23 protein-coding genes and 1 pseudogene are annotated in these 26,481 nt (G+C 68.3%); 7 read left to right on the top strand and 17 right to left on the bottom strand.

Annotated elements, in window-relative coordinates:
• Positions 1-145: 145 nt before the first annotated feature.
• Positions 146-514 carry a hypothetical protein gene (locus G3N92_RS05545; protein ID WP_206126454.1) on the top strand — a complete coding sequence of 123 codons (369 nt, stop codon included), beginning with the start codon at positions 146-148 and terminating at the stop codon, positions 512-514.
• An 87-nt stretch (positions 515-601) separates the two neighbouring features.
• On the opposite strand, the gene G3N92_RS05540 is transcribed toward G3N92_RS05545, so the two are convergent.
• From G3N92_RS05540 to G3N92_RS05515, 6 genes are all read right to left on the bottom strand, one after another.
• Positions 602-2,020, bottom strand: coding sequence for a cytosine permease (locus G3N92_RS05540; RefSeq protein WP_206126453.1), 1,419 nt, complete (start codon positions 2,018-2,020; stop codon positions 602-604).
• Positions 2,021-2,143: 123 nt separating this feature from the next.
• Positions 2,144-3,613: an aldehyde dehydrogenase gene (locus G3N92_RS05535; protein ID WP_206126452.1), complete on the bottom strand. Its 1,470-nt coding sequence runs from the start codon at positions 3,611-3,613 to the stop codon at positions 2,144-2,146.
• A gap of 12 nt (positions 3,614-3,625) precedes the next feature.
• Positions 3,626-4,663 carry an LLM class flavin-dependent oxidoreductase gene (locus G3N92_RS05530; protein WP_206126451.1) on the bottom strand — a complete coding sequence of 346 codons (1,038 nt, stop codon included), beginning with the start codon at positions 4,661-4,663 and terminating at the stop codon, positions 3,626-3,628.
• 11 nt (positions 4,664-4,674) lie between these two features.
• Positions 4,675-5,601, bottom strand: a complete 927-nt coding sequence (locus G3N92_RS05525; RefSeq protein ID WP_206126450.1) for a flavin reductase — start codon at positions 5,599-5,601, stop codon at positions 4,675-4,677.
• Positions 5,602-5,625: 24 nt separating this feature from the next.
• The gene (locus G3N92_RS05520) at positions 5,626-6,447 is read right to left on the bottom strand and encodes an alpha/beta hydrolase (RefSeq protein ID WP_206126449.1); all 822 of its coding nucleotides are present in this window, start codon (positions 6,445-6,447) and stop codon (positions 5,626-5,628) included.
• Positions 6,416-7,018, bottom strand: coding sequence for an amino acid synthesis family protein (locus tag G3N92_RS05515; protein WP_206126448.1), 603 nt, complete (start codon positions 7,016-7,018; stop codon positions 6,416-6,418). The genes G3N92_RS05520 and G3N92_RS05515 overlap by 32 nt, the downstream gene beginning before the upstream one ends.
• Positions 7,019-7,360: 342 nt before the next feature.
• Between G3N92_RS05515 and G3N92_RS05510 the strand changes: the two genes are divergently transcribed.
• The gene (locus G3N92_RS05510; RefSeq protein WP_206126447.1) at positions 7,361-8,038 is read left to right on the top strand and encodes a GntR family transcriptional regulator; all 678 of its coding nucleotides are present in this window, start codon (positions 7,361-7,363) and stop codon (positions 8,036-8,038) included.
• A complete protein-coding gene (locus tag G3N92_RS05505) occupies positions 8,035-8,331 on the top strand; it encodes a DUF1330 domain-containing protein (RefSeq protein ID WP_206126446.1) in 297 nt (98 codons plus the stop codon). Before G3N92_RS05510 ends, G3N92_RS05505 begins: the two co-directional genes overlap by 4 nt.
• Before the next feature lie 138 nt (positions 8,332-8,469).
• Here G3N92_RS05505 and G3N92_RS05500 read toward each other — a convergent pair whose 3' ends face one another.
• Positions 8,470-10,440, bottom strand: coding sequence for a phosphatase PAP2 family protein (locus G3N92_RS05500; RefSeq protein WP_206126445.1), 1,971 nt, complete (start codon positions 10,438-10,440; stop codon positions 8,470-8,472).
• Between the two features lie 410 nt (positions 10,441-10,850).
• Between G3N92_RS05500 and aqpZ the strand changes: the two genes are divergently transcribed.
• Entirely contained in the window at positions 10,851-11,555 is a 705-nt protein-coding gene (aqpZ, locus tag G3N92_RS05495) for an aquaporin Z (protein WP_206126444.1), read from the top strand.
• A gap of 21 nt (positions 11,556-11,576) precedes the next feature.
• On the opposite strand, the gene G3N92_RS05490 is transcribed toward aqpZ, so the two are convergent.
• The 6 genes from G3N92_RS05490 to G3N92_RS05465 all read right to left on the bottom strand — a co-directional run bounded on the left by G3N92_RS05490 (position 11,577) and on the right by G3N92_RS05465 (position 18,553).
• Positions 11,577-12,407 (bottom strand): amidohydrolase family protein, encoded by an 831-nt coding sequence (locus G3N92_RS05490; RefSeq protein ID WP_206126443.1) that lies wholly within the window; start codon positions 12,405-12,407, stop codon positions 11,577-11,579.
• Positions 12,404-13,438, bottom strand: coding sequence for a hydroxyacid dehydrogenase (locus tag G3N92_RS05485; protein WP_206126442.1), 1,035 nt, complete (start codon positions 13,436-13,438; stop codon positions 12,404-12,406). The genes G3N92_RS05490 and G3N92_RS05485 overlap by 4 nt, the downstream gene beginning before the upstream one ends.
• Before the next feature lie 15 nt (positions 13,439-13,453).
• The gene (locus tag G3N92_RS05480; protein WP_206126441.1) at positions 13,454-14,497 is read right to left on the bottom strand and encodes a LacI family DNA-binding transcriptional regulator; all 1,044 of its coding nucleotides are present in this window, start codon (positions 14,495-14,497) and stop codon (positions 13,454-13,456) included.
• Between the two features lie 19 nt (positions 14,498-14,516).
• Positions 14,517-16,436, bottom strand: a complete 1,920-nt coding sequence (locus tag G3N92_RS05475) for a TRAP transporter large permease subunit (protein ID WP_206126440.1) — start codon at positions 16,434-16,436, stop codon at positions 14,517-14,519.
• A gap of 4 nt (positions 16,437-16,440) precedes the next feature.
• A complete protein-coding gene (locus G3N92_RS05470) occupies positions 16,441-17,472 on the bottom strand; it encodes a TRAP transporter substrate-binding protein (protein ID WP_206126439.1) in 1,032 nt (343 codons plus the stop codon).
• A gap of 175 nt (positions 17,473-17,647) precedes the next feature.
• Complete coding sequence (locus G3N92_RS05465) at positions 17,648-18,553, bottom strand: LysR family transcriptional regulator (protein ID WP_206126438.1); 906 nt, start codon at positions 18,551-18,553, stop codon at positions 17,648-17,650.
• A gap of 127 nt (positions 18,554-18,680) precedes the next feature.
• Here G3N92_RS05465 and G3N92_RS05460 point away from each other — a divergent pair, with 127 nt between their 5' ends.
• From G3N92_RS05460 to G3N92_RS05450, 3 genes are all read left to right on the top strand, one after another.
• Positions 18,681-19,544, top strand: a complete 864-nt coding sequence (locus G3N92_RS05460; RefSeq protein WP_206126437.1) for an amidohydrolase family protein — start codon at positions 18,681-18,683, stop codon at positions 19,542-19,544.
• Positions 19,545-19,701: 157 nt separating this feature from the next.
• Positions 19,702-21,003 (top strand): dicarboxylate/amino acid:cation symporter, encoded by a 1,302-nt coding sequence (locus G3N92_RS05455; RefSeq protein WP_206126436.1) that lies wholly within the window; start codon positions 19,702-19,704, stop codon positions 21,001-21,003.
• A 144-nt stretch (positions 21,004-21,147) separates the two neighbouring features.
• Positions 21,148-22,245, top strand: a complete 1,098-nt coding sequence (locus G3N92_RS05450; protein ID WP_206126435.1) for a porin — start codon at positions 21,148-21,150, stop codon at positions 22,243-22,245.
• A 24-nt stretch (positions 22,246-22,269) separates the two neighbouring features.
• Here the strand turns inward: G3N92_RS05450 and G3N92_RS05445 are convergent, their stop codons facing one another.
• The 4 genes and pseudogenes from G3N92_RS05445 to G3N92_RS05430 all read right to left on the bottom strand — a co-directional run.
• The gene (locus G3N92_RS05445) at positions 22,270-23,193 is read right to left on the bottom strand and encodes a LysR substrate-binding domain-containing protein (RefSeq protein WP_241014603.1); all 924 of its coding nucleotides are present in this window, start codon (positions 23,191-23,193) and stop codon (positions 22,270-22,272) included.
• Between the two features lie 52 nt (positions 23,194-23,245).
• On the bottom strand, positions 23,246-24,316 hold the full coding sequence (locus G3N92_RS05440) for a LysR substrate-binding domain-containing protein (RefSeq protein WP_206126434.1): 1,071 nt from the start codon (positions 24,314-24,316) through the stop codon (positions 23,246-23,248).
• 233 nt (positions 24,317-24,549) lie between these two features.
• Positions 24,550-26,043 (bottom strand): aldehyde dehydrogenase, encoded by a 1,494-nt coding sequence (locus G3N92_RS05435; RefSeq protein ID WP_206126433.1) that lies wholly within the window; start codon positions 26,041-26,043, stop codon positions 24,550-24,552.
• A gap of 31 nt (positions 26,044-26,074) precedes the next feature.
• A pseudogene (locus tag G3N92_RS05430) lies at positions 26,075-26,320 on the bottom strand (FAD-dependent oxidoreductase); the annotation flags it as partial.
• Positions 26,321-26,481 lie beyond the last annotated feature (161 nt).

Genomic DNA, 26,481 nt, shown 5'->3' with positions numbered 1-26,481 from the left:
TCGGAACTGCCCATGGGGACGTGCCTACGCTAGACATTCGAGCGACACCCGCTTCGAAGCCCCGCCGGTAGCGACGGGGCTTTTTGTTTTGTGGTTCCCCATCGGCTGCCGGCTCAACGAACGATCAACGAGAGAGCCAGAACCGATGACTTCCGCATCGAAAACCTTTGCGACGCCCCTCGACCTGTACCGGGCGATTTCACGCGTGTGGGCGGCGGACACGTCCAGCCCCGCTCACGCCTGGTCGGCGTCGACGCCCGCGCTGAACCACTGCAGCGTCACGGCGCTGGTCGTGCAGGATTGTTTCGGCGGCGAGATTCTCTCGACGCGCACCTCGGGCGGCACGCACTTCTACAACACGATCGACGGCAGGCGCTGGGATTTGACCGTCAGTCAGTTTGCCGAACCGATTCCGTACGACGACACGCTGTCCACGCGAGAGACGGCGATGGCCGATACCTCGCGAGAAAAATACGCACTGCTGAAGGCGCGCTTGAACGCGCTCGGCGAATAGCGCACACGCAAAAAAGCCGGCTCGAAAGCCGGCTTTTCGGAATCCGCAGGGAAGGGCGCAACCCCATGCGCCGTTCCCGCGCATGTCTTACTTCGAAGCGTGCGCGCCCACCGCCGCGTTCTGCGCTGCATGCGCACCCTTGCGCTTCGAGGCGAGCACGTAGTACACCACGGCCGTCGCCACCAGCCCGACCATCCACGAGATGTCCGCGCCGCCCGCGATGCCGGCCCACGGGCCGTGGAAGAAGCTTTCCTCGAAGAACGGCACCTGCACCGCGATGCCCAGCAGGTAGATGCCCACGGCCTTGCCGTTGAACGCGCCGTACGTGCCGCCGTTGCTGCTGATGATTTCGTTGACCTGATAATGCTTGCCGCTGATCAGGTAGAAATCCACCAGGTTGATCGCCACCCACGGCGCCAGCACGATCCGCATCGCGAAGATCGCGGTCAGGAAGATGCCGATGAAGTTGGTCGACGCCCACAGGGCCGTGACGGTCGAGGCGATCAGCAGCACCGCCGACACCACCACGCGCACTTGCCGGCCCGGCACCCAGTTCGGGCGGAACGTCTGCGCGGCGGTGATCATCGACAGCACCGCGCCGTACAGGTTCATGCCGTTGTGGCCGATGATGTTGATCAGGAACAGCGCGATCAGCACGTAGCCGAACACGCCCGTCTCCGAACGCACCGCTTCCATCGCATCGGTGGCGCCGTGGCCGGCGCTGACGGCCAGCACGCCGAAGATGAACGCGAAGATGGTGCCGAGCGAGGTGCCGAAGAACGTGCAGGCGAAGGTCTTGCCGAAGCCTGCCGAGAGCGGCATGTATCGTGAGTAGTCCGAGGTATAGGGCGCAAAGCTGATCTGCCACACGGCGCACAGGCCGAACATCGCGAACCAGTTGCCGATCTCGAACTGCCCGCGGTGCAGCACGCTGGCGTCGAGGTTCGGCACGATCATCGCGATGCCCACCACCAGCGCCGCGCCCATGAACCAGGCGCCGATCTTGTTGAAGCGGTGAATGAAGTTGTAGCCGATCACGCCCACCAGCGTGGCCAGCGCCGCGCCGAGCACCGTGCCCACATGCACCGGGATCGACGGCTCGGCGGTGTGCAGCGTCTTGCCGGCCAGGATGATGTTGGAGACGAAGAAGCCCAGATAGATCAGCGTGGTGAAGCTCACCACGATCAGCGAACCGTAGCGGCCGAACTGCGCGCGGCTCTGGATCATCTGCGGCACGCCGACGAGCGGGCCCTGGGCCGATGTCAGCGCATGGAACAGCGCGCCGAAGAATTGCCCCGCGGCGATCGCGAGGATCGCGCTGACGAGATCGAGATGGAACACCAGCACCGAGGTGGCGCCCGAAATCACGGCCAGCGGCGCGACGTTGGTGCAGAACCACAGGGTGAAGAGGTCTCCGGGCTTGCCGTGCCGGTTCTCCGGCGCGACGTACTCGATCGAATTGCTTTCTATGGCAAGAACGCTGTTGTCGTTCTCCGAGTTTTTCATGGTGTCTCCATCTCCAGCTTTATGGGCAGGCAGCACCGTGCCGCGCGCGGGATGCGCGAGGCGAGGGGCCACCGGTACGGCGTACAGCGGTATATCGAGGTGGCGGCCCCTGGCCGCCCGCACTTATCGCATCACGAACGGGTCGCTGATCGGCTCGTCCGAGGTGCGCAACCAGACGGTGCGCGTCGTGGTGTATTCGAGCGCGGCGCTCAGCCCGCCTTCGCGGCCGTGGCCGGACAGGCCGAAGCCGCCGAACGGCGCGAGCGGCGACACCGCGCGATACGTGTTGATCCAGACGATGCCCGAGCGGATCCGCTTCGAGACGCGATGCGCGCGCGTCAGGTTGCTCGTGAAGATGCCGGCCGCAAGGCCATAGGCCGTGCTGTTGGCCTTCTCGATCGCTTCGGCTTCCGTATCGAACGTATCGACCGACAACACCGGCCCGAACAGCTCCTTCGTGATGCAGTCCGGACGATCGACGCCCGTGCAATCGAGGATGGTGGGCGCGTAGTAGTAGCCGTCGCGCTCGAGCGCGTGGCCGCCGGTCAGCACCTTCGCACCCTGGCGCACCGATTCGGCCACCACGGTTTCGATGTGGCGGCGCTGGCGCTCGGTGCAGAGCGGGCCGTATTCGGTCGTCATCTCGTTCGGCATGCCGACCTGGATCCGGCCGACGCGTTCGATCAGCATGGCGAGGAAGCGCTCCTTCACCGAGGCTTCCACCAGCAGGCGCGAGCCCGCCACGCAGCTCTGGCCGCTCGCCGCGAAGATCGCCGCCACCTGCGCGTTCACGGCGCTCTGGATATCGGTGTCGGCGAACACGACGAACGGCGATTTGCCGCCGAGTTCGAGCGACACCTTCGCGAGGTTGTTCGCGGTGTTCGCGACGATGTGCTTGGCCGTTTCCGGGCCGCCCGTGAAGGCCACCTTGGCCACCTTCGGGTGGCTGCTCAGCACCGCGCCGCATTCGGGGCCGAAGCCGGTGACCACGTTCACCACGCCGGCCGGGAAGCCGGCCTCGTGCACCAGCCGCGCGAATTCGAGCAGCGGGCCGGGCGCTTCCTCGGAAGCCTTCAGGACGACGGTGCAACCGGCGGCCAGCGCCGGGCCGACCTTCACCGCCGACAGGAACAGCTGGCTGTTCCAGGGCACGATCGCGGCCACCACGCCCACCGGCTGGCGTTCGAGCCACACCTGCATGTCGGGCTTGTCGACCGGGATGTGCGCGCCTTCGAGCTTGTCGGCCAGGCCCGCGTAGTAGCGGTAGTACTCCGCCACGTACGCGATCTGGCTGGAGGTTTCGCGGATGATCTTGCCGGTATCGTTGGTTTCGATTTCGGCCAGGCGCGGCGCGGCCTGCTCGACCAGATCGGCCAGCCGGTGCAGCAGCTTGCCGCGCGCCGAGGCCGTCAGCCCCGCCCACGCCGGATCCGACAGCGCGCGGCTGGCGGCTTCCACGGCGCGGTTGACCTGCTCGGTGCGGGCTTCGGGCATCTGCGCCCACACCTTGCCGGTGGCCGGGTTGACGCTGCCGAACGTTGCCGCGCCGGCTTCGAACTGCCCGTCGATATACAGCTGAAAATCACCGTTCATGGAATCAGGACCTCACTGAAAGGCGGGCATCACGTCGCGGATCATGCGCTCGAGCGACGCCTTCTTGCGCTCGAAGCTCATGCCGGTATCGATCCAGAAGGAGTACTCGTCGAAACCGAGCGCTTCGTACGCCTTCAGGCGCGCGATCACTTCTTCAGGCGTGCCGATCACGTTGTTCTTGCGCATCGCTTCGGGCGAGTAGAACGGGTGCGCCGCGATTTCTTCCGGGCTCAGCGTCTTGATCATGCCGCGGCTGATCGGGCGCTCGTTCTTGAACCACGCGCCGAAGTAGTTGTAGAACGTGTTGATCTCGTCGGCGGCCAGTTGCGCGTCGTCCTCGCCGCTCGCCACGTAGGTGTGGCGCAGCAGCATGATCTGCGGGCGCGGCACGTCGCTGAACTTCTCGCAGGCGGCGTTGAAGTGGCCCACCAGCTTCTCGACTTCCTCGTCGCCCATGTGCAGCGGCGTGACCTGCACGTTGCAGCCGTTGGACACCGCGAATTCGTGGCTGTTCGGATCGCGCGCGGCCACCCAGATCGGCGGATGCGGCTGTTGCAGCGGCAGCGGCGACGAGGTGGTGGCGGGGAACGACCAGTATTCGCCCTGGTGCGCGTAATCGCCTTCCCAGAGCTTCTTCACGGCCGGAATCAGCTCGCGCATCTTCTGGCCCGCGTTCCAGGCGTCGAGGCCCGGCGAGAGGCGCTCGTATTCGAACGCATAGGCGCCGCGCGCGATGCCGAGTTCGAGGCGGCCGTTGGTGATGATGTCGGTCATCGCCGCTTCGCCGGCCAGCTTGATCGGGTGCCAGAACGGCGCGACCACCGTGCCGGTGCCGAGCCGCACGTTCGGCAGCTTGTTGGCCAGATCGGCCAGGTTCACGAACGGGTTCGGCGCGATCGTGAAATCCATGCCGTGGTGCTCGCCGGTCCAGACGGCGTGCATGCCGCCGCGATCGGCGATCTTGCACAGCTCGACCATCTCGTCGTAAAGCTGCTTCTGGCTGGTGCCGTCGGAGACGCGCTCCATGTGAACGAAAAGCGAAAAACGCATGATGTTACCTTTCAAGAATGAAGCGGGCGGACGGTGCCGTTGCTATGGTCGCCGAAGTACATGCCGTAACTTTTCAATTGGCTTTCCTTGCGATAGCGCTCGAGCATGCTGGCCAGCGCACGGTCCTGAAAGTCGTCGGTGCCGATCTCGTCGAGGCTGACGAACTCGCCCGCTGCAGCCGTGTCTTCCGGCACGCTGCACAGAAACGAAATGTACTGATAGTGCGTCTCGGTGTTGTTGTACGCCGAGTAGATGAAGTTGGCCGAGGCGCCGGGCTGGTACTTGTCGAACAGATCGACGAGCGCCTTGTCGGCGCCTTCCTTGCCGATTTCCTTCGAAGGCAGTCCCCATTTGTTGTCTGCCGTCTTGGTCAGCAGCACCTTGTTTTCGCGGGCGATGATCGCGCTGACGATCACCTTCGGGCCCGCGATCACTTCGGTCGCCACCTTGGCCGGCGTGAAATAGCCGCCGCGATAGTAGCCGAGACCCGCGTAGCCTGCCGAGTGGAACGCCTCCACCTTGCCGACCAGCAGGGCGTGGTCGCCCGCGTCGATCACCGCGTGCATGGTGCAGTCGAACCAGGCGCTGACGTCGTCGAGCAGCGGGTTGCGATGCGCGCTCATCTGCCAGGCGACGTTGGCGAAGCGGTCCTCGCTGGGGCGCGCGAACGTGTTCGACAGATCCTTCTGGCCTTCCGCGAGGATGTTGATCGCGAAGTGCTTCACGCTCGAAAAGGTGGCGTAGTTGCTGGAGGTCTTGGCGATGCTGACCAGCAGCAGGGCCGGATCGAGCGACACCGACGAAAACGAGTTCGCGGTGAAGCCGAGCGGCTTGCCGTCTTCGTCGCGGGCGGTGGTGACGATCGTCACGCCCGTCATGAAGGCGCCGAACGCGTCGCGAAGCTCTCGCGTGTTGATCTTGGCTGTCTCTTGGCTCATGTCACACTTCCGATTTCTTGGGGGTTATGCCTGTGCCGCGGTCGGCACGCTGGCTTGCGTTGCGGTCTGCAGCCAGTCGCGCAGGGCGCGGTTGACGAGTTCGGGCGCCGTCAGGTTCACCATGTGACGCTCGTTCTCGATCACGACGGCCCGGCCATTCTGCGCCGCCTGGGCCATCTGTTCCGCCATCGTCGCGGTGGAGTTCGGATCGTCCGATCCGGTCAGCACCAGCGCCGGGCATGCAATCGCGGGCCAGCGGTCCGCATACACTTCGTCGCCGCGCGCGAAGGCCGTGTAGGCCGTGGCGTAGCCGGGCAGGCTGACCGACTTCAGCCACGATTCCACCTTGCCCGCGGCCACCTGCTGCGCTTCCTCGCTGTTGAACCAGCGGCGCAGCGGGGTTTCCACGTCGATCGTGCCGGAGCGCAATTCGGCGGCGCGTTGCAGCACCGCTTCGCGCGCCGCCTCGGTACGGCGGTACACACCGTTCAGGACTGCCACGCGCTTGATCAGATCGGGCCGCGTGGCGGCCACGCCGGCGGCGATCAGCGAGCCCATCGAGTGGCCGGCCAGATTGACCGGGCCGAGCGCGAGCGCCTCGATGAATTCGATCGCCCAGGCCACGAACTGCTGGAGCCCCGCGCCGGCGTCGAGCGGATCGCTCTGGCCGTGACCCGGCATGTCGACCGAGATCACATGGAACTCGGCCGACAGCGCGTCGATCTGCGGATACCACGCCTGCGCCTGCATGCCCACGCCGTGAATCAGGACCAGCGGCTCGCCGGCCCCTTGCTCGAGGTAGTGCGCGACGCGCTTACTTGACAGCTGCAGGGTTCTTGACGTCATTTCCGAGCTCTGCGAGGTCTTGATAGCGATCGCCAATGCGGTGATGCGGACGGCCGCCGGTCGCGCCGCCGATGGCGATGACCAGTTCGTCCGCGGCCGGTGCGTCCGGAATCGCGAATTGCAGCGTCAGGTAGTGCGAACGGCGGCCTTCGTCGTTCTTGTCCATCATCGGGATCAGCAGCGGGGCGTTCGCCGGGCCGCGCGTGTTGTTGAACGCGAGGTACGACTTCGCGCCGACCGCGTGGCGGTACGTGTTGCCGAAGTGCAGCGTGTGGATCAGGGCCGAGGCGTGCTCCAGCTCGCCGTCGAGGCCGACGATCGCGGCCTTGCCGAACGCTTCGATCGCTTCGCCCGAACCGGCTTCGTCGATGATCAGCTTCGTCAGGTGCGCGCTCAGTTGCGGCGCCAGCTCGCGGATTTCCGGCGAGAGGTTGTCGACATAACCGCGGCCTGCCCACGGGTTCTTGATCACGGCGACGGCGCCGATCATTTTCAGCGGTTTCGCGGCGGCTTTCGCGCCGTCCACGAACACGTTCTCGACATGCAGGATCGACTTGCGGATGAGGCTCATGGGCATTTCCTTTCGGGCATTGATAGCGTGATGCATTGTGGTATACCATCTTACGGCATGCCATAAGAGTTAACCCTGAACGGCGCTGGCTGGCGCGGTTTCGAGGGCATGGAGGCGGTGGCGGCGCGGCTCGCCGCGCGGCGTTGGGCAAGGCTTTGCGGCAGGTTGCGGCCCGCTGCTCGTCCGCGTCCAGGCCCGAATCGCGGCGCAAATCGTGGCCGTATAATGGCGGCCATCCGAGGGGCCGGATGCAGCAGCGGGGCGCCGTTCGCCGCCGGCCGATGCGCCGCCGCCATCCGCCGGAACGCACCCGTTCCCGCGACTGACCAACACTGAAGATCTATGAATCTGACTATCGAAAATCCACCGGTGACGCTGCGGGAGTTGTCGCTCGACAAGCTGCGCAACGCGATCATCAGCGGCTACTTTCCGGCCGGCACGCGGTTGGTCGAACGGACGTTGTGCGAAGAAATGGGCGTGAGCCGGTCGGTGGTGCGGGAGGTGATTCGCTACCTGGAGGCGGAAGGGCTGGTGGAGACCGTCACGGGCAAGGGCCCGACGGTCGCGACGCTGACCTGGAGCGTGGCCGCGCAGATCTACGAGATCCGCCTGCTGCTCGAGCAGAGCGCCGTGGCCGATTGCACCGCCAACCTCACGCCCGAAACTGCCGCCGAGATCGAAGCCGCGCTGGCCGATTTCAAGCGCGCGTTCGACGGCGACGACGTCAACCTGATCATCAGCGTGTCGTCGAAGCTCTACGAGAAGATCTTCTCGGTGGCGGGCCACAGCGTGGCGTGGGAAGTCGTGCAGCGCCTGAACGGCCGGATCAGCCGGCTGCGCGCGATGACGATGAAATCGACGGAACGCAGCCGCACCGGCTATCAGCGCATCGAGAAGATCTGCCTGGCGATCTTCAAGCAGCGCGATGCGGCGGTGGCGAAGCAGGCGGTGGCCGAACATATCCGCGAAGCGGCCGGCATCGCCCAGAAGGCTCTTGAAAACGAGAAGGTGAACAAATGAGTGCGTATTGGATTGCCCACGTCAACGTTCTGGATCCCGAACAATACAAGGGCTACACGGATCTGGCGCCCGAAGCGTTCAAGAAGTACGGCGCGGTGTTTCTCGCGCGCGGCGGCGAGGCGCAGGTGCTCGAAGGCACGGACTACAAGCGGCACGTGGTGATCCGTTTCGCCGACATGGCGACGGCGCTGGCGTGCTATCACTCGCCGGAGTATCAGGCGGCCAAGGCGCAGCGGGCGCGGGCCGGTGTGAGCGAGGCGCAGATCTCGATCGTCGAGGGCTTGCCGGCGTAAGTTTCCAGCGAAGGCCGCGTGGTTGTCGCGCGGCCTCGATACAAAAAAGCGCGAGCCGGTAGCGATACCGGCTCGCGCTTTTTTGCATGGCAGGGCGGGCATTCGCGATTCGCGACGCCCGTTCCCGCGGCTCGAGACTCAGCCGTCGATCCGCACCTGCACGCCGTTGTTCGCGTACAGCGGCGTGGCCTTGAACCCGTCCACCACCACCGAATCGAAGCGCCCCGCGAGCTGGCTGCAATCGATCAGCGCGACGGTATCGCCCACCTTCGGCGCGAACCCTTGCGCGAACGTCACGTGCAGCGTGCCGCCGACGATCGATACCGCGCCCGTCACCGCCACGCGGCCGGCGTCGCCGGCGCCGCGATCGATTTCGAGCGTGCCGCCCTTCAGTTGCGTGTACTTGCCCGCGATGCTGGCGCGCGCCGCCGCGGCGATCGCCACGGTGCCGCCGCTCACGTACACGTCGCCGTTGCCGAACGCGTTCGCCGAGCCGGCCGCGAGCGTGCCGCCCGTGACCTGCGTGCCGCCGCTGTAGCTGTTCTTGCCGGCCAGCGTCAGCTTGCCGGTGCCCGCGAAGCTCAGCCGGCCGGTGCCGCCGATGTCGTTGCGCCAGGTGTCGGCGGCCTGGAAGCCGCCCTGGCTCGCGTCCATCGCGATCGCCACGTTGCCGTTGAACTGGCCGTAGCCGTCGGCGGCGGAGAACAGGTTCAGGCGGCCCCAGCCTTCGGCGTCGTCGAGCACGGGGTAGCCGGACGCGAGCGCGGTGGTCTTCAGCACCACGCGGCGCTGGTCGGCGCTCAGGTAGGGCAGGCGCGTTTCGAGCAGCAACTCGGCGCCCTTGGGCACCACGGCCGTGCTCGCGGTGGAGGCGATCGGGCCGAAGCCGAACGTCAGGCGGCGCAGGTAGTTCGCCTTGTTGGTGGCGTAGTCGGCGAAGCGGTCGGTGGCGGTGGTGCCGGAGTGCGCGAGCGCCAGGAAGTTGGCCGACGTGGTGTTGGTGGCGGCGTACAGCGCGGTGTGCGCCTGCGTCACGGCGGTGGCCTTCAGCGTGGCGTTGGCGGTGTCGGCCAGGTTCGCGGCCACGGACGCCTCGCCGAGAATCCGGCCGCCGATCACGTCGAGCGGCGAATGCATGCCGGCCAGGATGCGGTTCTCGCCGAGCTCGAGGCCGCGGCTCAGCATTTCCTGGAAGCGTTCGGGCAGCACGTAGGCCATCGCCACGGCGTCGCGCATCGCCTCGGCGGAATGGCCGCTCGGGAAGCCGCCGTCGGTGGACGGCGTGGCGCTCTCGGCCGGCACGAGCGCGGGCACGACCGCCACGCTGCTGCTCCAGCGGAACGGCCGCGCGTACTTGTAGAAGCGCTTGGCCGGCTCGGTCGAGGCGTTGTTGCCCATCGTGTTGATGAAATCGACCACGCCGCCGAAGCCCGCGTTGGCGGTGCCGCCCACGCCGGTGTTGTTGCCGCCGTCGTTGTAGGCGACGGTGGTGGCGTCGGCCGGAATCGAGGTGATGGTGGTGGTCTGCTGCGCGGCGGTGCGCCACAGCGAGGTCAGCGGCCCCATGCCGTCGGTCACGCTGTAGCCCTTGCCGCGGCGGTCGTCGAAATACGCGGCGTCGGCCTGCGCGGCGGTGCGCGTGGTGGTGGCGGTCACCACGTATTGCACGTTGGCGTTGAGCACGCCGGCGTTCAGCGCGGTGCCGTTGGGCGTGCCGTCGTTCGGCAGGCCCGTCCAGGTGGAGGCGACCACGGCCGGGAAGCCGGTTACGGCCGGCGCGCTCACGCCGGCGTCGACGATGTCCGTCAGCGGTTGCCACAGGTCGCGGAAGCCGGCCAGCACGCGCACGCCGGCATTGGTGCTCATGGTGGCGTAGCGCGCGTCGCCGCGCTGGTTGGTGTAGGCGTTGTCGACGAACGCGGCCACCGAGGGCGCCGGCGCGCTGTCCGTAAAGCCTTGATCGGCCGGGGCGGCGGGCACTTGCGAGACGACGGCGGCCGGCTGGTTGCTGTCGGAATCGTCGCTGCCGCAGGCGGCGAGCAGGAACGACAGCGAGGCGGCGAGTGCGAAGGCGTGCGTGTGGGGGCGGCGGAAGAGCGAGACGGACACTGCGAAGCTCCGAGGTAGTGGCAAGGAGGGTGAACCATACGGTTAAATTGTTACAACTTACGCAGGCCGACAGCATTTCGTGGGGTAAATGAATGCTTAACCTAACCGGGGCGGGCGGCCCATCCGATTCAATCGGATTCGACTGAATGGGTGATTGGCGCGGGATTGAAATAAGTCAAATCAAGTTAAATTCGATCGATTTGATTTTTTATTGAATTAAGTTAAATCCGATAAAGCCGACTTGCATCGCCAACGATGCCTGATCCATCGCATATTCAAGGCTGAAAGCCCTGACAATCATTGACGATGTGTTATTCCCAGAACCCTATAATCCTGCCGAATTCGACAAAAACGGCACGGCAGGTCATTTGATTTTATTTAAAGATGTTTAATTCAATCAGGGGTTCTCGATGAAGCTTTCCAATCGACTGGCGGCCGAGGTATTCGGTTCGTTCTGGCTGGTGCTCGGCGGTTGCGGCAGCGCGGTGCTGGCCGCCGCGTTTCCGGGGCTCGGCATCGGCTTCGCGGGCGTTGCGCTCGCGTTCGGCCTGACGGTGCTGACGATGGCGTTCGCGGTCGGGCATGTGTCGGGCTGCCATCTGAATCCGGCGGTCAGCGTGGGCTTGACGGTGGCGGGGCGGTTCCCGGCGCGCGATCTGCTGCCCTACGTGATTGCGCAGGTGGTGGGCGCCACGCTCGGCGCGTTCGTGCTGTATTTGATCGCCACCGGCAAGCCCGGTTTCGACGTGGCGGCCAGCGGCTTCGCCACCAACGGCTACGGCGAGCGCTCGCCGGGCCACTACACGCTGGCGGCGGCGTTCGTCTGCGAAGCAGTGATGACGGGCGCGTTCCTGTTCGTGATCCTCGGCGCAACCGACCAGCGCGCGCCGGCCGGCTTCGCGCCGATCGCGATCGGCCTGTGCCTGACGCTGATCCACCTGATCTCGATCCCGGTCACCAACACCTCGGTCAACCCGGCACGCTCGACCGGCCCGGCGCTGTTCGTGGGCGGCGAGGCGGTCGGGCAGCTGTGGCTGTTCTGGGTCGCGCCGATCATTGGCGCGATCGTCGCGGGCGTGCTCTATCCGCTCGTGGCGGGCCGTCAGGACGACTGACGGCACCCGCTCGCGGCGGCGTCAGTCCGCCACGAATCCATACAGCGCCGCCGGGTTCTCGACGAGGATCCGGCGGCGCGTCGCATTGTCGGCCATGGCGGAGAGCGCCCAGTCGAGCAACCGCGCATTGTCGGGTGCGGGCTTCACGTTCGGATGCGGCCAGTTCGAGGCCCACAGGCAGCGCTCCGGGTAGCGCGCGGCCAGTTCGCGCGCGATCCACGCCACGTCGTCGTAAGCGGGCGGCCCGCTGCGCGAGCTTTCGTACGGCGCGGACAGTTTCACCCAGCAGCGCCCTGCGTCGAGCAGCCGGCACAGCGCGGCGAACGCTTCGCCGTCGTGCGCCACCGGGCCGAGAAACTTCCCCAGATGATCGATCACGAGCCGGGCCGGCAGGTTCGCGAGTTGCGCCTCGCGCTCGGGCAGCGTGCGGCCGTCGAGCTGCAGGTTGACGTGCCAGCCGAGCGGGGCGATGCGCGCCGCCAGCCCGTCGAGCACGTCCCAGCCCTGCAGGCCACCGGGCAGCATCATGAAGCGCACGCCGCGCATGCCGCCCGCGTGTAGCCGTTGCAGTTCCGCCGCGTCGACGTCGTGCGGCACCACGGCCACGCCGCGCGCGCCGCTGCCGAGCTGCGCGATCGCGTCGAGCGTGCAGCGGTTGTCGAAGCCGTAGCCGGTGGGCTGCACCACGATCGCGCGCGAGAAGCCGAGCGTGCGCTGCACCTCGCGGTAGGCCGAGGCGGGCGCGGGCGGCGGCGTGAACGTGGCGCTCGGCGCGAGCGGATAGCCGGCTTCGTACACGTGGATATGACAATCGCAGGCGCCGTCGAGGCGGCCCGCTGGCAGTGCGGTCATCGGGTTTGCTCCGGCAGGTCGAATCGGGCGGCGGATCGGGAAGCAACGCGCTGCGCGAAGCGGCGCGCGTGCGCGGCGTTCACGGCGCCGTCGGGCAGGCGGCCTTCGAACAGCGCCTGCGTCTGCGCCACGGTTTCGAGCGATTGATGTTCGATCGCGTCGGGCGTCAGGCCGCCCACGTGAGGCGTGGCGATCACGCGCGGATGCGCGGCGAGCGCCGCCGACGGCATCTGGTCGGCCGCGCGGCCCACGTCGAGCGCGCAGCCGGCCAGGTGGCCGCGCTCGAGCGCGGCGAGCAGCGCCGCGTCGTCCACCAGCTCGCCGCGCGCGGCGTTGACGAAGAACGCGCCGGGCTTCATCGCGGCGAACGCCTCGGCGTTCATGAAGTTCGCGGTGTCGGCGTTGGCCGGCGCGAGGCACACGACGAAATCGGCTTCGCCGAACAGCGTGTCGCGATCGACCTGATGCAGGCGCAGGTCGGTCACGTTCGCGAACGGATCGAACACGATCACGCGCATGCCGAACGCCAGCGCGAGGCCGCACAGGTAGCGCGAGATCTGCCCGTAGCCGATCACGCCGAGCGTGCTGCCGCGCAGCTCGCGGCCCATGCGCGGCACGGGCGATTCGCCGGCGCGATAGGCGAGCGCGTAGGCGCTGGTGTCGCGCGCGAGGTCGAGCATCGCGCCGATCACCCATTCGCTGACCGACGCCACGAACCCGGCGCTGGCCTGCGTGATCAGCACGCCGTGCTCGCTGGCGGCGGGCACGTCGATGGTGCGGATGTCCACGGCGCAGCGCAGGAACGCGACCAGCTCGGGCAGCGCCTCGAACAGCGCGCGCGGCGCGGGCGTCTGCCGGTAGCCGATGATCACGTCGGCGTCGCGCGCGGCGGCCGCGAGTTCGGCGGTGCTCAGCTCGCGATCCTCGTCGTTGAAGCGGACCTCCGCGATGGCGCGCAGCGCGGCGGTGGCGCGCGCGCCGAAGTAGTGATCGAGCATCCGGCGCGGATGGCTCACGAAAACCTTGTTCATGGGGCGTTCCTGAAATCAGCGGCGCGCCGGCGGCGCGACCGATTCGCGCTCGATCAGCGCGATGTCCGTGAAGAGCGCGGGCTCGACCGCGGCGGGCGCATCGCCCTGGCGCATCACGCGCTCGACCATCGCGGCGGCCATCGCGGGCACCGGCAACTGCACGGTGGTCAGCGCGGGGTTGGAGATCGCGCCGAGGAAATGGCCGTCCATGCCGACGATCGAGATGTCCTCCGGCACGCGCAGCCCCGATTCGCGCAGGCCGGCCATCAGCCCGAGCGCCATCAGGTCGTTCACGGCGACGATGCCGGTGGGGCGCTCCGCATCGCCGGCCAGCCGCTGCGCGAGCGCGCGGCCGTTCTGCGCGATCATCGAATCGCCGTATTCGTTGACGGTGCCGCTGTCGAGCACGCGCGCGCTGCCCGACAGGCCCGCTTCGGCGGCGGCGGCGAGGAAGCCGTCGATCTTGTCGCGGCGGCTCAGCGTCATGCCGGCCAGCGTGGCGTAGGCGAGCTGCGTGTGGCCGTGCGCGATCAGATGGCGGGTGGCCATGCGCGCCGCGCCGAAGTTGTCGGGCGTGACGTGATCGATGCGGGTGCGTTCGCCGTCGGTGGCGCGGCGGTCGTAGCTGACCACCACCATGCCGCGTTCGGCGGCGGTTTCGAGGTGGCGCTCGTCGGCCAGCGACGAGATCACGATCACGCGGCGCACGCCCTGCGAGAGCAGATCCTCGAAGAACGATGCCTCCTTGAGCGGATCGCGATAGGTGTTGCCGATCAGCACGCGGTGGCCGTAGCGCTCCTGCGCGAGCGTTTCCACTTCGCGCGCGATGTAGCCGTACATCGGGTTGGCGATGGACGGCACCAGCAGCCCGACCAGCGGCGTCTGGCCCGTCTTCAATTGCCGCGCGAGCGTGCTCGGGCGGTATTGCAGGGCGTCCATCGCGGCCTGCACGCGCGCCAGCGTGTCCTGGCGCATCTGGTCGGTGCGGCCGTTGAGCACGTTCGAGACGGTGCTGACGGACACGCCGGCGTGGCGGGCGACATCCTGAATGGTGCTCATGTCTGACAGTGAAATCCGGTTACAGGCCGAGCCGGGTCGGCAACCACAGGGAAAACGACGGCACCAGAATCAGTACCACGAGAGCCACGCACAATACCAGCAGATATTTGAGCATCGGCCGCGCCACCGCCTTGACGTCGGTGCCGGTGATCGCGCAGGTGGCGAACAGGCCCAGCCCCACCGGCGGCGCGAACAGGCCGAGGCCCATCGCCACCACGATCACGGTGCCGAAGTGCAGCGGGTTGATGCCGAGCTGCATCGCGATCGGCGTCAGCAGCGGGCCGAAGATGATCAGCGCGGGCGCGCCTTCGAGCACGGCGCCGAACACGATCATCAGCAGTACCGACAGCAGGATGAACATGGTCGGGCCGTACTGATGCGCGAACGCGATCATCGAATCGGACACCAGCGCGGGGATCTGCTCGATGGTCAGCGCGAACGACACGCTGGAGGCGGCCGCGACGATGAACAGGATGCTGCTCGCCATCGACGCCGAGCGCACGAACACGCGCGCGATCGAGCGCGGCGTCAGCTCGCGGAACGCCAGCCAGCCCACCAGCAGCGCATACACCACGGCGAACGCGGACACCTCGGTGGAGGTGGCGATGCCGGAGGTCACGCCCTTGCCGATCATCGCGATCATGATCAGCGCGACCAGCGCGCCGCCCAGCAGCGGCAGCCAGGTGCGCGGGTTCGGCAGCGCGGCGGCCAGATCGATGCGGCGGCCCGCGATCACGGCCACGGCGGCCAGCGCCACCGCCAGCACCGCGGCCGGCACCACGCCCGCCAGGAACAGCCCGGCGATCGAGATGTTGGCGACGAAGCCCATGATGATCATGTTCACGCACGGCGGAATCGTCTCGGCCATCACGGCGCTCGCGGCCAAGAGCGCGGCGGCCTCGTTCGGATCCTCTCGGCTCTGGCGCACGGCCGGCATGACCACGCCGCCCACCGCCGCGATGTCGGCCAGCTTCGAACCGGACACGCCCGAGAAGAACGCGGTGGCGATGATGGTGATCAGGCCGAGCCCGCCGCGCACGCGGCCGAACAGCCGCAGCAGCAGCTCGATCAGTCGCGACGACATGCCATTGCTCTCCATCAGCAGCCCGGCCAGCACGAAGAACGGAATCGCGAGCAGCACGAAGTGATCGGTGCCGGCCATCACCTGCTGCGCGTACACCAGCATCGGCAGCGACGGCTCGGCGAGGAAATACAGCAGCGCGCTGAACGCGAGCACGAAGCCGATCGGCACGCCGAGCAGCAGCCCGCCGAAGAAGCCGATCGCCAGCAGCGCGCCGGGCCGCAGCGCGTGCGCGGGCGCGAGCGCGTTCCAGGCCAGCACCGCCGCCACGCCCAGCACGCAGCCGGCCAGCGATTGCAGCACCGCGCGGCGCGGGCCGTTCAGCGCGTTGGCGAAACCGAACAGCGTCATGAACGCGCTGCCCGCCAGCAGCGGATAGACGTTGATCCAGGCGGGCAGGCCGCTCGGCGTCATCTGCCCGAACGAATCGATCAGCAGCAGATACGACGACACGCACAGGTTCGCCGCCACGCCCGCGATCACCCAGTGGCCGGCCTGCACCAGCACCGGCTGCCAGCGCGCGGGCAGCATGCCGCGGAACAGGTCGACGCCCACGTGCTGGCTGCGCGCCAGCACCGTGGCCGCGCCGCAGAACACCAGCACGATCATCAGCGCCCCGGCCACTTCCTCGGCCCAGTCCACCGGGTCGTGCAGGAAATAGCGGTAGACGACGGAGATGAACACCACGGCCACGTCGGCCGCCAGCACCGCCGCGCAGAACCATTCGATCGCGCGCAGCAGGCCGTCGAGGCCGCGCGCGAGCCGCGTCGAGGCCCGAGCGGCGGTGGCGTCGGCGATCTCGGCCGCTATGCCGGCCGCGGCGGCCGGCGCCGTGGAATCGGTGGACAGGGCGCGCATGAGCTCAGCTCCGGGCGGCCGCGATGGCCGGGAACAGCGGCGCGGTGGCCGGATATTGCTTGGCGAAGCTCGCGTACAGCTGGCTCTGCATCTCGCCGCGCACGGTGGCGCGGTCGGCCGGCGACATCGGCGCGAACTGCATGCCGCGCTGCTTGAGCGCGTCGGCGGCGCGCGCGGCCGTCTGGATCGCGGCCTGGCGCTGTTGCAGCGTCGCGCTGCGGGCCGCGGCCTGGAACGCGGGCAGCAGGTCGGCCGGCAGCTTGGCCAGCGCGCGGCGGCCCATCACGGCCACGATCGGGCTGAACACGTGCTGGGTTTCCCAGCACGACTTCACGACCTCGTCGAACTTGCTGGCCAGCACCGTCGCGCAATCGTGCTCGAAGCCGTCCACCACGCCCGTCTGCGCGGCCATGTACAGCTCGCCGACCGGAATCGGGGTGGGCACCGCGCCCATCAGCTTGAACGTTTCCATGAACGCCGGCGTGGGCAGCACGCGCAGCTTGAGGCCCTTGATGTCGGCCAGCGTGTGCACCGGCTTCTTGGTGAACACGTTGCGCCCGCCGAACGAATAGCCCCAGCCCACCACCGAGCAGCCGGCGCGCTGTTGCAGCAGCGTGTCGAACGACGCGCCCACCGAGCGGTCCATCGCGCGGCCCACATGGTCGAAGCCGTCGAACAGATAGCCGAGATCGAGCATGCCGAGCTCGGGCAGCACCGTCGCCCAGATCGACGAGCCGGACACCATCATGTCCACCGCGCCCACCTTGACCTGCTGCACCACGTCGCTTTCCTTGCCGAGCTGGTTGTTCGGGAAGAAATCGATGCGGATCCGGTCGCCCACGCTCGCCTTCAGGTTGGCCGCCAGGTGCTGATACCAGACGTAATGCGCGGCGTTGTCGTTGGCGGGCATCGACGACGACACGCGCAACGCGATCGGCGCCTGCGCGCGCACGATGGCCGGCAGGCCGATGCCGGCCGCGGCCAGCGAGGCCGCCGAGGCGGTTTGAAGAAAGCGTCTGCGGGAATTCGACTGCATGGTCATGTCTCCTGGGTGCCGCGCGCTGCGCGAGCCGGTTATGGGGTCGGCGCGACGGCCACGCGGCGACTGTATCGATTTAGTGTATCGATACAGTAAACACTCGAAGCAGGCTGCGGCATCGGTGTTTTCCCGGGTTCGCGGCGGTTCGGAGCGGGAACGGGGCAGGGCGCGCTCAGCGCCCGCGCGCGGCGCCGTAGAGCGGCAGCACCTGCGCTTCCAGCATCGCGATCGCCTGGCGCGCCAGTTGCGGCAGCGGATGGCGGCGGCTGGTGGCGATCGCGATGCGGCTGTACAGCGTCGGCTCGGTGATCCGCGTCAGGCGGAAGTGGCCGGGCGGCAGGTCGGCCGGAATCGCGTTCAGCGACAGCACCGCGTGGCCGATGCCCTCGCTGACCAGATCGAGGATCGAGGCCACGCCGTCCACCTCCAGTTCGATGTTCAGGCGGATGCCCTGCTCGGCGGCGGCGGCCTCCACCATGTGCCGGATCGCGTGCATGCGGCCCGGGATCACGAGCGGGTATCGCACGATCTCGCGCAGCGTGATCGATTCGACCGGCTCGGCGTGGCCCGGCCCGACCAGGAACAACTCCTCGGTGTGGATCGTGCGCTTGTCGATCGAGGGCGTGTCGAACGTGTCGTACAGCACGGCCACGTCGATGCGGCCCATCATCAGCCATTCGGTCAGATAGGTGGACAGCCCCTGCGCCACCGACAGCGTCGCGCCCGGAAACGTGCCGCGAAAGCGCCGCACCAGCTCGAGCGTGCCGACCCGCGCGAAGCTCGGCGTGATGCCGATGCCGAAGTGCCCGCCGAGCGTGCCGCGCAGCTCGTCGAGATCCTGCGAGGCGCGCTGCACCTGCTGCAACAGCCCCTTGGCGTGCGCCAGCATGCGCTGGCCGGCCGGCGTCAGCGTCACGCCGCGCCCGTTGCGTTCCAGCAGCGTGTGGCGCAGTTCCACTTCGAGTTGCCGCACCAGGCGGCTCAGCGCGGGCTGGTTGGTGTTCAGCGTATTGGCGGCGCGCGTGAAGCTGCCGAGTTCCGCCACATGCACGAAGGCGTCGAGTTGCCGGAGATCCATGATCAGGCTATGTGAAATGTGTATAACAGCTAGTTTGGTATGGCGATTGTAGCGAGGCGGCCGAGCCACCACAATGCATCCCATTCCCGAACGACAGCCGCCGCGAGCGGCCAGCCACGAGACATCGATGAAATCCTGCCTGCCCCCCGATCCCCATCCGGTCCGCCCCGCGCACGCGCTGCCCGCCGGCGCCTGGGACGCCCATTGCCATGTGTTCGGCCCGGCCGCCCAATTCCCGTACGCGCCGGACCGCAGCTACACGCCGCCCGACGCGCCGTTCGAGCGCCTGGTGGGGCTGCACGATTTCCTGGGCCTCGCGCGCGGCGTGATCGTGCAGGCGAGCTGCCATGGCACGGACAACTCCGCGATGCTCGACGCGATCGCCCGCAGCGAAGGCCGCTACATGGGCGTGGCGATTGTCGACGGCAGCGTGACCGACGACGAACTGGCCGCGCTCGACGCGGCCGGCGTGCGCGGCGTGCGCTTCAACTTCGTCGCGCACCTGGGCGGCGCGCCCGATCTCGACGTGTTCGACCGCGTGCTGGAGCGCATCCAGCATCTGGGCTGGCACGTCGTGCTGCACCTCGACGCGCAGGACATCGTCGCCTACGCCGATCGCATCGCGCGCATCCAGGTGCCGTTCGTGATCGACCACATGGGCCGCGTGCGCGCCGAGGCCGGCGTCGATCAGCCCGCGTTCGCGCAACTGCTCGACCTGATGCGCAACCCGCTCGCGTGGGTCAAGGTGTGCGGCGGCGAACGCGTCTCGGCCGGCACGCGGCCGTTCGACGATGCGATTCCGTTCGCGCAGGCGCTGATCGAGGCCGCGCCCGACCGCGTGCTGTGGGGCACCGACTGGCCGCATCCGAACATCACGCGCGACATGCCGAACGACGGCGGCCTGGTGGACCTGATGTTCCGCTTCTGCCCCGATCCCGAACTGCGCCGCAAGCTGTTGGTCGATAATCCGCTCCGGCTGTACGGCCGCTGAGCCGCGCTTTACCGTACGACCCCGTTTTAAGGAGATCCGCCGCGCCAGACGGCGGACGAGGCAAGGCCGGACGGCGCACGCGCGCCGCCGGCGCATCCATGAAGGAGACACGCATGATCCGCATCGACAATCCGACGTCCCGCCCGGGAGTGGCCGCATGAGCAAGAGCGCCACCCTGACCGCCGCCGCGCGGCAGCCCCGCAAGCCGTTCTACCGCGCGCTGTATTTCCAGGTGTTCGCGGCGATCGCGCTCGGCGTGTTGCTCGGCCATTTCGCGCCGTCGCTCGCCGTGCAGATGAAGCCGCTCGGCGACGCGTTCATCAAGCTGATCAAGATGGTGATCGGCCCGATCATCTTCTGCACCGTGGTGACGGGCATCGCCGGCATGGGCGACATGAAGAAGGTCGGCCGGGTGGGCGGCAAGGCGATGCTGTATTTCGAGGTGGTGTCCACGCTGTCGCTGGTGGTGGGCCTGATCGGCGGCCACCTGCTCAAGCCCGGCGCCGGCTTCGACCTGAACCCGGCCACGCTCGACACCAAGGCGCTGGCCGGCTACACCACGGCCGCGCATCATCAGAACGCCGTCGACTTCCTGATGCACATCATTCCGGATTCGATCATCGGCGCGTTCGTGACGGGCAACGTGCTGCAGGTGCTGCTGGTGTCCGTGCTGTTCGGCGCGGCGCTCGCCGCGCTCGGCGAACGCGGCCGCGGGCTCACGCAGCTGATCGACCAGGTCGCGCATTCGTTCTTCGGCATCGTCCACATCATCATGAAGGTGGCGGCGCTCGGCGCGTTCGGCTCGATGGCGTTCACCATCGGCACCTACGGTATCGGCGCGGTGCTGCCGCTGCTGAAGCTGATCGGCGCGTTCTACCTGACGCTCGCGGTGTTCATCGTGGTGGTGCTCGGCCTGATCTCGCGCGCGCTCGGCTTCAGCATCTTCCGCTTCATGGGCTATATCCGCGAGGAGATCCTGATCGTGCTCGGCACGAGCTCGTCCGAGGCGGCGCTGCCGCAGATGCTCGAGAAGCTCGAACGCCTCGGCTGCTCGAAATCGGTGGTGGGCCTCGTGATTCCGGCCGGCTACTCGTTCAACCTCGACGGCACCAACATCTACCTGACGATGGCCGTGCTGTTCATCGCGCAGGCGTTCAACGTCGAGCTGAGCCTGATCCAGCAGGTCACGCTGATCGGCGTGGCGATGCTGACCTCGAAGGGCGCGAGCGGGGTGGCCGGCGCGGCGTTCGTGATGCTGACCTCCACGCTGCTGGTGTTCCCGCTGATTCCCGTGTCGGGCATGGTGCTGATCCTCGGCATCCACCGCTTCATGGGCACCGGCCTCGCGATCGTCAACACGATCGGCAACGGCGTCGCGACGCTGGCCGTGGCGGCCTGGGAACGCGAGCTCGATCGCGACAAGCTCAACGCCGAAATGGCCCGCCGCCGCGCGGCCTGAGCCGCCGGTTCCTTCGCTGTCCTGATTCACCGGCCCGGGCGGAACGGCCCGGGCACCCCCTTGCCGGCATGACCCGCCCGCTTGCGCCGAACGCAGGTGGCGGCGCCGCTCGCCTCATAAAAAACCATATTGGAGACTTTCGTCATGAACGCACCCCTGGCCGCGGCTGCCCGCCGCGCGCGCCACGCCCGCCCGCACCTCGCCTGGTTCGGCATCCTGATCGCCGGCCTGAGCGGCGCGGCGCACGCCGAGGATTACAGCGCCGCGAAGGCCGCCGCGCTCGACACCGCGTCGGGCTCGGTGCAGATGTACGGCCTGATCGGCATGTACGTGGACACCTCGAAGCTGAGCACCTCGAAGGCCAGCACCGCGCAGGTGGGCGGCGGCGGCATGACCACCTCGTTCTGGGGGATTCGCGGCCGCGAGGAACTGGGCGGCGGCTACGCGGCGATCTTCTCGCTGGAGAGCTTCTTCCGGCCGAACACCGGGCAGATGGGGCGCAACACCACGGACGGCCTGTTCTCGCGCAACGCCTACGTGGGGCTGACCTCGGCGCGCTTCGGCACGGTCAAGATCGGCGAGCAGACCAACCCCACCTACATCAACCAGCAGCTCGTGAACCCGTTCGGCTCGTCGGTGGTGTTCTCGCCGCTGATCGTGCAGTCGTACACCAGCACCTACGACAACACCGAAATCGGCGACACCGTGTGGGACAACGCGGTGGAGTACGTTTCGCCGAACCTGGGCGGCCTGACCGCCACGGCGATCTACGGCGTGAGCAGCACCACCGGCCATCAGGGCAAGGACAACGTCGGCCTGCACCTGACCTACGCGAAGGGGCCGCTGACGGCCGTGTTCTCGGCGCAGCGCGTGCGCACGGCGGTGGTCGCGCCGAGCTCGGATCAATACCTGTATCTGGCCGGCGCGGCCTACGACACCAAGTACGTGAAGCTGTACGCCGCCGCGCAGACCACCAGCAACGTCAGCGCGCAAACCGGTTCGCATACCTACGAACTCGGCACCACGGTGCGGCTCACGCCCACCAACCTGATCCTCGCCGAATGGGCGCGCACGGCGCACAGCAAGCCGCTCGACAAGAGCGACGTGCGCAACACGGCGAGCCTGGCCTACGAATACGTGCTGTCGCGGCGCACGTTCGTGTACGCGGTGTATTCCTACGACAAGCTCAGCGGCAATCCCACCGGCAACACGCTCGGCGTGGGCATGCAGCACACGTTCTGAGCTTGCTCGCGGGCGGCGCGGCGCTCAGGCCGCGTCGGCCTGCAGCCACGCCACCACCTCGTCGAGCGAGAGCGGCACGTTGCGGCTGTTCGGGATCACGACGTAATAGGCGTCGGTCACGTCGAGCGTCGCGATCGGCAGCCGCACCAGGTCGCCGGCCGCGAGCGCCGCGCCGACCAGCCGGCCCCAGCCCAGCGCGATGCCCTGGCCGTAGCGGGCCGCGGCGATGGCATCGGTGTAGAGGCTGGTGCGCAGCGCGAAGCCGAGCTTCGGCGGGCGCGCGCCCACGCCGCGCAGCCAGGCGTCCCAGCCGATCCAGCCTTCCGAGGTGCTGTCCGATTCGATCAGCGGCGCGTGGACGAGGTCGGCCAGCGAGCCGGGCATCGCGTGCGCGGAGAGCCAGGCCGGCGAGCAGACCGGAAACACCTGCTCGGTGAACAGCAGTTGCGAGCGGCAGTCGGGCCACACGCCGTCGCCGAAGCGGATGCCGATGTCGGCGTCGGGGCTGCGCAGGTCGGCCGTGAACATCTGCGTGACGACGCGCACCTGCAGGTCGGGCCGCAGCTTCGCGAGCCCGGCGATGCGCGGGATCAGGCAGAAGTGCGAGAACGCCGAGGTGGCGGTGATCACCACCTCGCGCTGCGCGCCGCCGTGCGTGATGCGATCGAACACCGACGCGATCTTCTGCATCGATTCCGACACGCCGGCCTGCAGCAGCTCGCCGTCGGCGGTCAGGCGGATCGCGCGGTGCAGGCGCTCGAACAGTTGCGCGCCGAGCGTGTCTTCCAGCATGCGGATCTGGCGGCTGACGGCGGCCTGGGTCACGCCCAGCTCGCGCGCGGCCAGCGTGAAGCTGCCGAGCCGCGCCACGGCCTCGAATTCGACCAGCGCCGTCATCGACGGAATCAGGCGGCGGTAGCCCTTGTTGAGCGGCGAGGTGGCTTTCATGGGGGCGCCGGCGCCCGGGTCGGGCGCGGTGTGCTCGAGGCGGCGCATGCGGTCAGCGTCCCGTCACGGCGGCCACGCGGCTCGCTTCGCGGCCGGCCTCGGAACTGCCCGCCGAGGCCGACGCTGCCGATCCGGCCGGCGCGGTGTCACGCCAGTCGCCCATCATCGCGGCCACTTCCTCGTCGAGCCATTCGCGGAACTGGATGTATTCGGGCCGCAGCTTGGTGTTCTTGTGGGTGATCAGGTAGTGATGGCGATCGCGGAATTCGAGCGCGTCGCGCACCGGCCGCACGAGCCGCCCCTGTTCGACCTGGCGGTGCACGAGGTGATGCCAGCCGAGCAGGGTGCCTTCGCCGGCCTCGGCCTGCGCCACCAGCAGGCGGTAATCGTTGCTCTCGAAGCGATCGTTGTCGATCAGGCGCTCGGAGCCGTCGCCCTGCTGGAACCAGTTGCGCCAGACGCGCCAGTCGACGTGCTCGCACACCTGCGCGCGCCCGAGCAGCGACAGGTTCAGCGTCGGATATTCGAGCAGGTCGAGCGGCTTGAGCGCGCGGTGCGGCAGGCTGCGCTCGAGGAACGCCGGGCTGCAGACCGGATACACCACGTCGTGGAACAGCGGCGTGACCTCGTAGCCGGCCTCGCGCGGAGGGTTCTTGGTGATGATGACGTCCGGTTCGAGCAGGTCGTCGAGCTCCATGAAGTGCTCGGTGGCCATCACGTGCAGGCGCAACTGCGGATGACGGCGGCGCAGCGCGGGCAGCCGCGCCGACAGCCACAGCGCCGAGAACGTGTGCGACACGCAGATGGTGAGCGCATGCGAATCGGAGCGGCGCACCGCGTCGGCCGCCTCCGCGATGTTCATGATCGACAGGTAGGACGCGTTGTAGAGCACGCGCCCGGCGTCGGTCAGCGTGATGTAGCGGCCGCTGCGCTCGAACAGCGCGACGTCGAGCGAATCCTCCAGCTCCTTGATCTGCCGGCTGATCGCGCCCTGCGTCACGCACAGCACCTCGGCCGCGTGCGTGAAGCTCTCGTAGCGCGCGGCGGTGACGAAGCAGCGCAGCGCGCGCAGCGACGGCATCTGCGCCAGCAGCCGGTCGGCAAACAACGGTTTCTTCTGCATCGGCATGACCTTTCGGACCGAAATGCCGGTTCGCGCGCCGGCTCGCGGGCGGCCTCGCGGGCCGCGGAACGGACAGTGTGCGAGCGAAGCGCGGCGCTGGCAATCGGAATCAATTCGGAGGGCGGCGGCGCATGCGCGGCAAGCGCTTGCGGCCGGTTGACCGGCCCCCAAAGCGGGCCGCCCCGCGCCCGGAATCGGGGGCAGGGCGGGTTTCGTCCGGACGCGGGCCGATCTCAGCCGAGCTTCAGCCAGGTCGTTTTCAGTTCGCAGTACTGGTCGTGCGCGTAGATCGACTTGTCGCGCCCGCCGAAGCCGGACTGGCCGAAGCCGCCGAACGGCGTCGAGAGATCGCCCTCGCCGAAGCAGTTGACCGTCACGGTGCCGGCGCGCAGGCGTTGCGCGACGCGGTGCGCGTGGTTCACGTCGTCCGTCCACAGCGAGGCGGCCAGGCCGTAGCAGGTGTCGTTGGCGATCGCCACGGCCTCGTCGATGTCGGCGTATTCGATCACGCACACCACCGGCCCGAACACCTCGTCGCGCGCGATCGACATGGCCGGCGTGACCTGGTCGAACAGCGTCGGCTCGACGAACCAGCCGCCCGTTTCGGCCAGCACCGCGCCGCCGCCGAACACCACGCGCGCGCCTTCGGCCTTGGCCTGCTCGATATGGCCGATCACCTTGTCGAAATGCTTCTGCTCGATCAGCGCGCCGAGCTTGACGTCCGGGTCGAGCGGGTCGCCCGTCTTCCAGCCGCGCAGCACGTCCTGCATGCGCTCGATCAGTTCCGCCTTGCGCGAGGCCGGCACCAGGATGCGCGAGCCGGCGCTGCAGTTCTCGCCCATGTTCCAGAACGCGGCGGCCACGGCGTTTTCCGCCACCGGGCCGAGATCGGCCACGTCGGGCAGCACCACCTGCGGGTTCTTGCCGCCGCATTCGAGCACCACGCGCTTCAGATTGGTGTCGGCCGAGTAGTGCAGGAAGCGCTTGCCGGTGGCGGTGGAGCCGGTGAACGCGATCAGGTCGACGTCGTCGTGGCGGCCGAGCGCCTCGCCGGCCTCCGCGCCGAAACCCGTCACCACGCTGAGCACGCCCGCCGGCAGGCCGGCTTCGAGCGCCAGTTCGGCGATCCGCAGCGTGGCGAGCGAGGTCTGCTCGGCCGGCTTGACCACCACGCTGTTGCCCACCGACAGCGCCGGGCCGATCTTCCAGGCCAGCATCAGCGCCGGGAAATTCCACGGCAGCACCGCGCCCACCACGCCGATCGGCTCGCGCGTGATCATCGAGACGACGTCCGAGCCGGACGGCGACAGCGCGTCGTAGCGCTTGTCGGTCGCTTCGGCATGCCAACGGATGCAGGCGGCCGATTCGGGGATGTCGAGGCCCAGGCATTCGCCGATCGGCTTGCCGGCTTCGAGCGCCTCGAGCAGCGCCAGCTCGTCGGTGTGTTGCTCGATCAGCGCGGCCAGCGCGAGCAGCACGCGCTTGCGCTGGGCCGGCGCGGCCTTCGACCAGACGCCGTCGTCGAACGTGCGGCGCGCGGCGGCCACCGCGGCGTCCACGTCGGCCGCGCCGCAGCGCGCGATGTCGGCCAGCACCTTGCCGGTGGCCGGGTTCAGCGTGGCGAACGTGTCGCCCGATTGCGCGTCGCGGCGCGCGCCGTCGATCAGCGCGCGGCCGTCGAGTTCGAGCGCGGCGGCGCGGGCTTGCCATTCGTGGTGAGTGCTCATCGATGTGTCCTTGAAAAAACGTTTCGCAGGCCTAGCGTTCCTCGCCGGCCATCCATTCCTTGGCCCAGATCGTCGCCGAGACGGCGAGACCGGACAGCGCGGGCGCGGGCAGCGGGCGCGGCGCGGGCTGATCGAGCAGTTGGCGCGTCAGCTCGCCGGGCTGGCCGAGCGCGTATTCGGCGATCAGCTTGCCCGCCGACGAGCCGCGGCTCAGGCCCAGGCCGTTGCAGCCGATCACTTCGTACAGGCCGTCGGCGCGGCGGCCGAAGCGCGCGCCGCGCGGGCGCGGGCCGTTGGCGCGGGCGGGGCGTATCGAGCAGTTGGCGCGTCAGCTCGCCGGGCTGGCCGAGCGCGTATTCGGCGATCAGCTTGCCCGCCGACGAGCCGCGGCTCAGGCCCAGGCCGTTGCAGCCGATCACTTCGTACAGGCCGTCGGCG

Origin of the sequence: Burkholderia sp. Ac-20379 (assembly GCF_017104645.1) — a bacterium.
GTDB lineage: Bacteria > Pseudomonadota > Gammaproteobacteria > Burkholderiales > Burkholderiaceae > Burkholderia.
Note: the sequence above shows the minus strand (reverse complement) of the source record. Positions and strands in the feature narration are given on the sequence as shown.

Bases quoted from the DNA above. Each gene is read 5' to 3' on its own strand.
- G3N92_RS05545 (WP_206126454.1), top strand. From the start codon at position 146: ATGACTTCCGCATCGAAAACCTTTGCGACGCCCCTCGACCTGTACCGG.
- G3N92_RS05540 (WP_206126453.1), bottom strand. From the start codon at position 2,020: ATGAAAAACTCGGAGAACGACAACAGCGTTCTTGCCATAGAAAGCAAT.
- G3N92_RS05535 (WP_206126452.1), bottom strand. From the start codon at position 3,613: ATGAACGGTGATTTTCAGCTGTATATCGACGGGCAGTTCGAAGCCGGC.
- G3N92_RS05530 (WP_206126451.1), bottom strand. From the start codon at position 4,663: ATGCGTTTTTCGCTTTTCGTTCACATGGAGCGCGTCTCCGACGGCACC.
- G3N92_RS05525 (WP_206126450.1), bottom strand. From the start codon at position 5,601: ATGAGCCAAGAGACAGCCAAGATCAACACGCGAGAGCTTCGCGACGCG.
- G3N92_RS05520 (WP_206126449.1), bottom strand. From the start codon at position 6,447: ATGACGTCAAGAACCCTGCAGCTGTCAAGTAAGCGCGTCGCGCACTAC.
- G3N92_RS05515 (WP_206126448.1), bottom strand. From the start codon at position 7,018: ATGAGCCTCATCCGCAAGTCGATCCTGCATGTCGAGAACGTGTTCGTG.
- G3N92_RS05510 (WP_206126447.1), top strand. From the start codon at position 7,361: ATGAATCTGACTATCGAAAATCCACCGGTGACGCTGCGGGAGTTGTCG.
- G3N92_RS05505 (WP_206126446.1), top strand. From the start codon at position 8,035: ATGAGTGCGTATTGGATTGCCCACGTCAACGTTCTGGATCCCGAACAA.
- aqpZ (WP_206126444.1), top strand. From the start codon at position 10,851: ATGAAGCTTTCCAATCGACTGGCGGCCGAGGTATTCGGTTCGTTCTGG.
- G3N92_RS05490 (WP_206126443.1), bottom strand. From the start codon at position 12,407: ATGACCGCACTGCCAGCGGGCCGCCTCGACGGCGCCTGCGATTGTCAT.
- G3N92_RS05485 (WP_206126442.1), bottom strand. From the start codon at position 13,438: ATGAACAAGGTTTTCGTGAGCCATCCGCGCCGGATGCTCGATCACTAC.
- G3N92_RS05480 (WP_206126441.1), bottom strand. From the start codon at position 14,497: ATGAGCACCATTCAGGATGTCGCCCGCCACGCCGGCGTGTCCGTCAGC.
- G3N92_RS05475 (WP_206126440.1), bottom strand. From the start codon at position 16,436: ATGCGCGCCCTGTCCACCGATTCCACGGCGCCGGCCGCCGCGGCCGGC.
- G3N92_RS05470 (WP_206126439.1), bottom strand. From the start codon at position 17,472: ATGCAGTCGAATTCCCGCAGACGCTTTCTTCAAACCGCCTCGGCGGCC.
- G3N92_RS05465 (WP_206126438.1), bottom strand. From the start codon at position 18,553: ATGGATCTCCGGCAACTCGACGCCTTCGTGCATGTGGCGGAACTCGGC.
- G3N92_RS05460 (WP_206126437.1), top strand. From the start codon at position 18,681: ATGAAATCCTGCCTGCCCCCCGATCCCCATCCGGTCCGCCCCGCGCAC.
- G3N92_RS05455 (WP_206126436.1), top strand. From the start codon at position 19,702: ATGAGCAAGAGCGCCACCCTGACCGCCGCCGCGCGGCAGCCCCGCAAG.
- G3N92_RS05450 (WP_206126435.1), top strand. From the start codon at position 21,148: ATGAACGCACCCCTGGCCGCGGCTGCCCGCCGCGCGCGCCACGCCCGC.
- G3N92_RS05445 (WP_241014603.1), bottom strand. From the start codon at position 23,193: ATGAAAGCCACCTCGCCGCTCAACAAGGGCTACCGCCGCCTGATTCCG.
- G3N92_RS05440 (WP_206126434.1), bottom strand. From the start codon at position 24,316: ATGCAGAAGAAACCGTTGTTTGCCGACCGGCTGCTGGCGCAGATGCCG.
- G3N92_RS05435 (WP_206126433.1), bottom strand. From the start codon at position 26,043: ATGAGCACTCACCACGAATGGCAAGCCCGCGCCGCCGCGCTCGAACTC.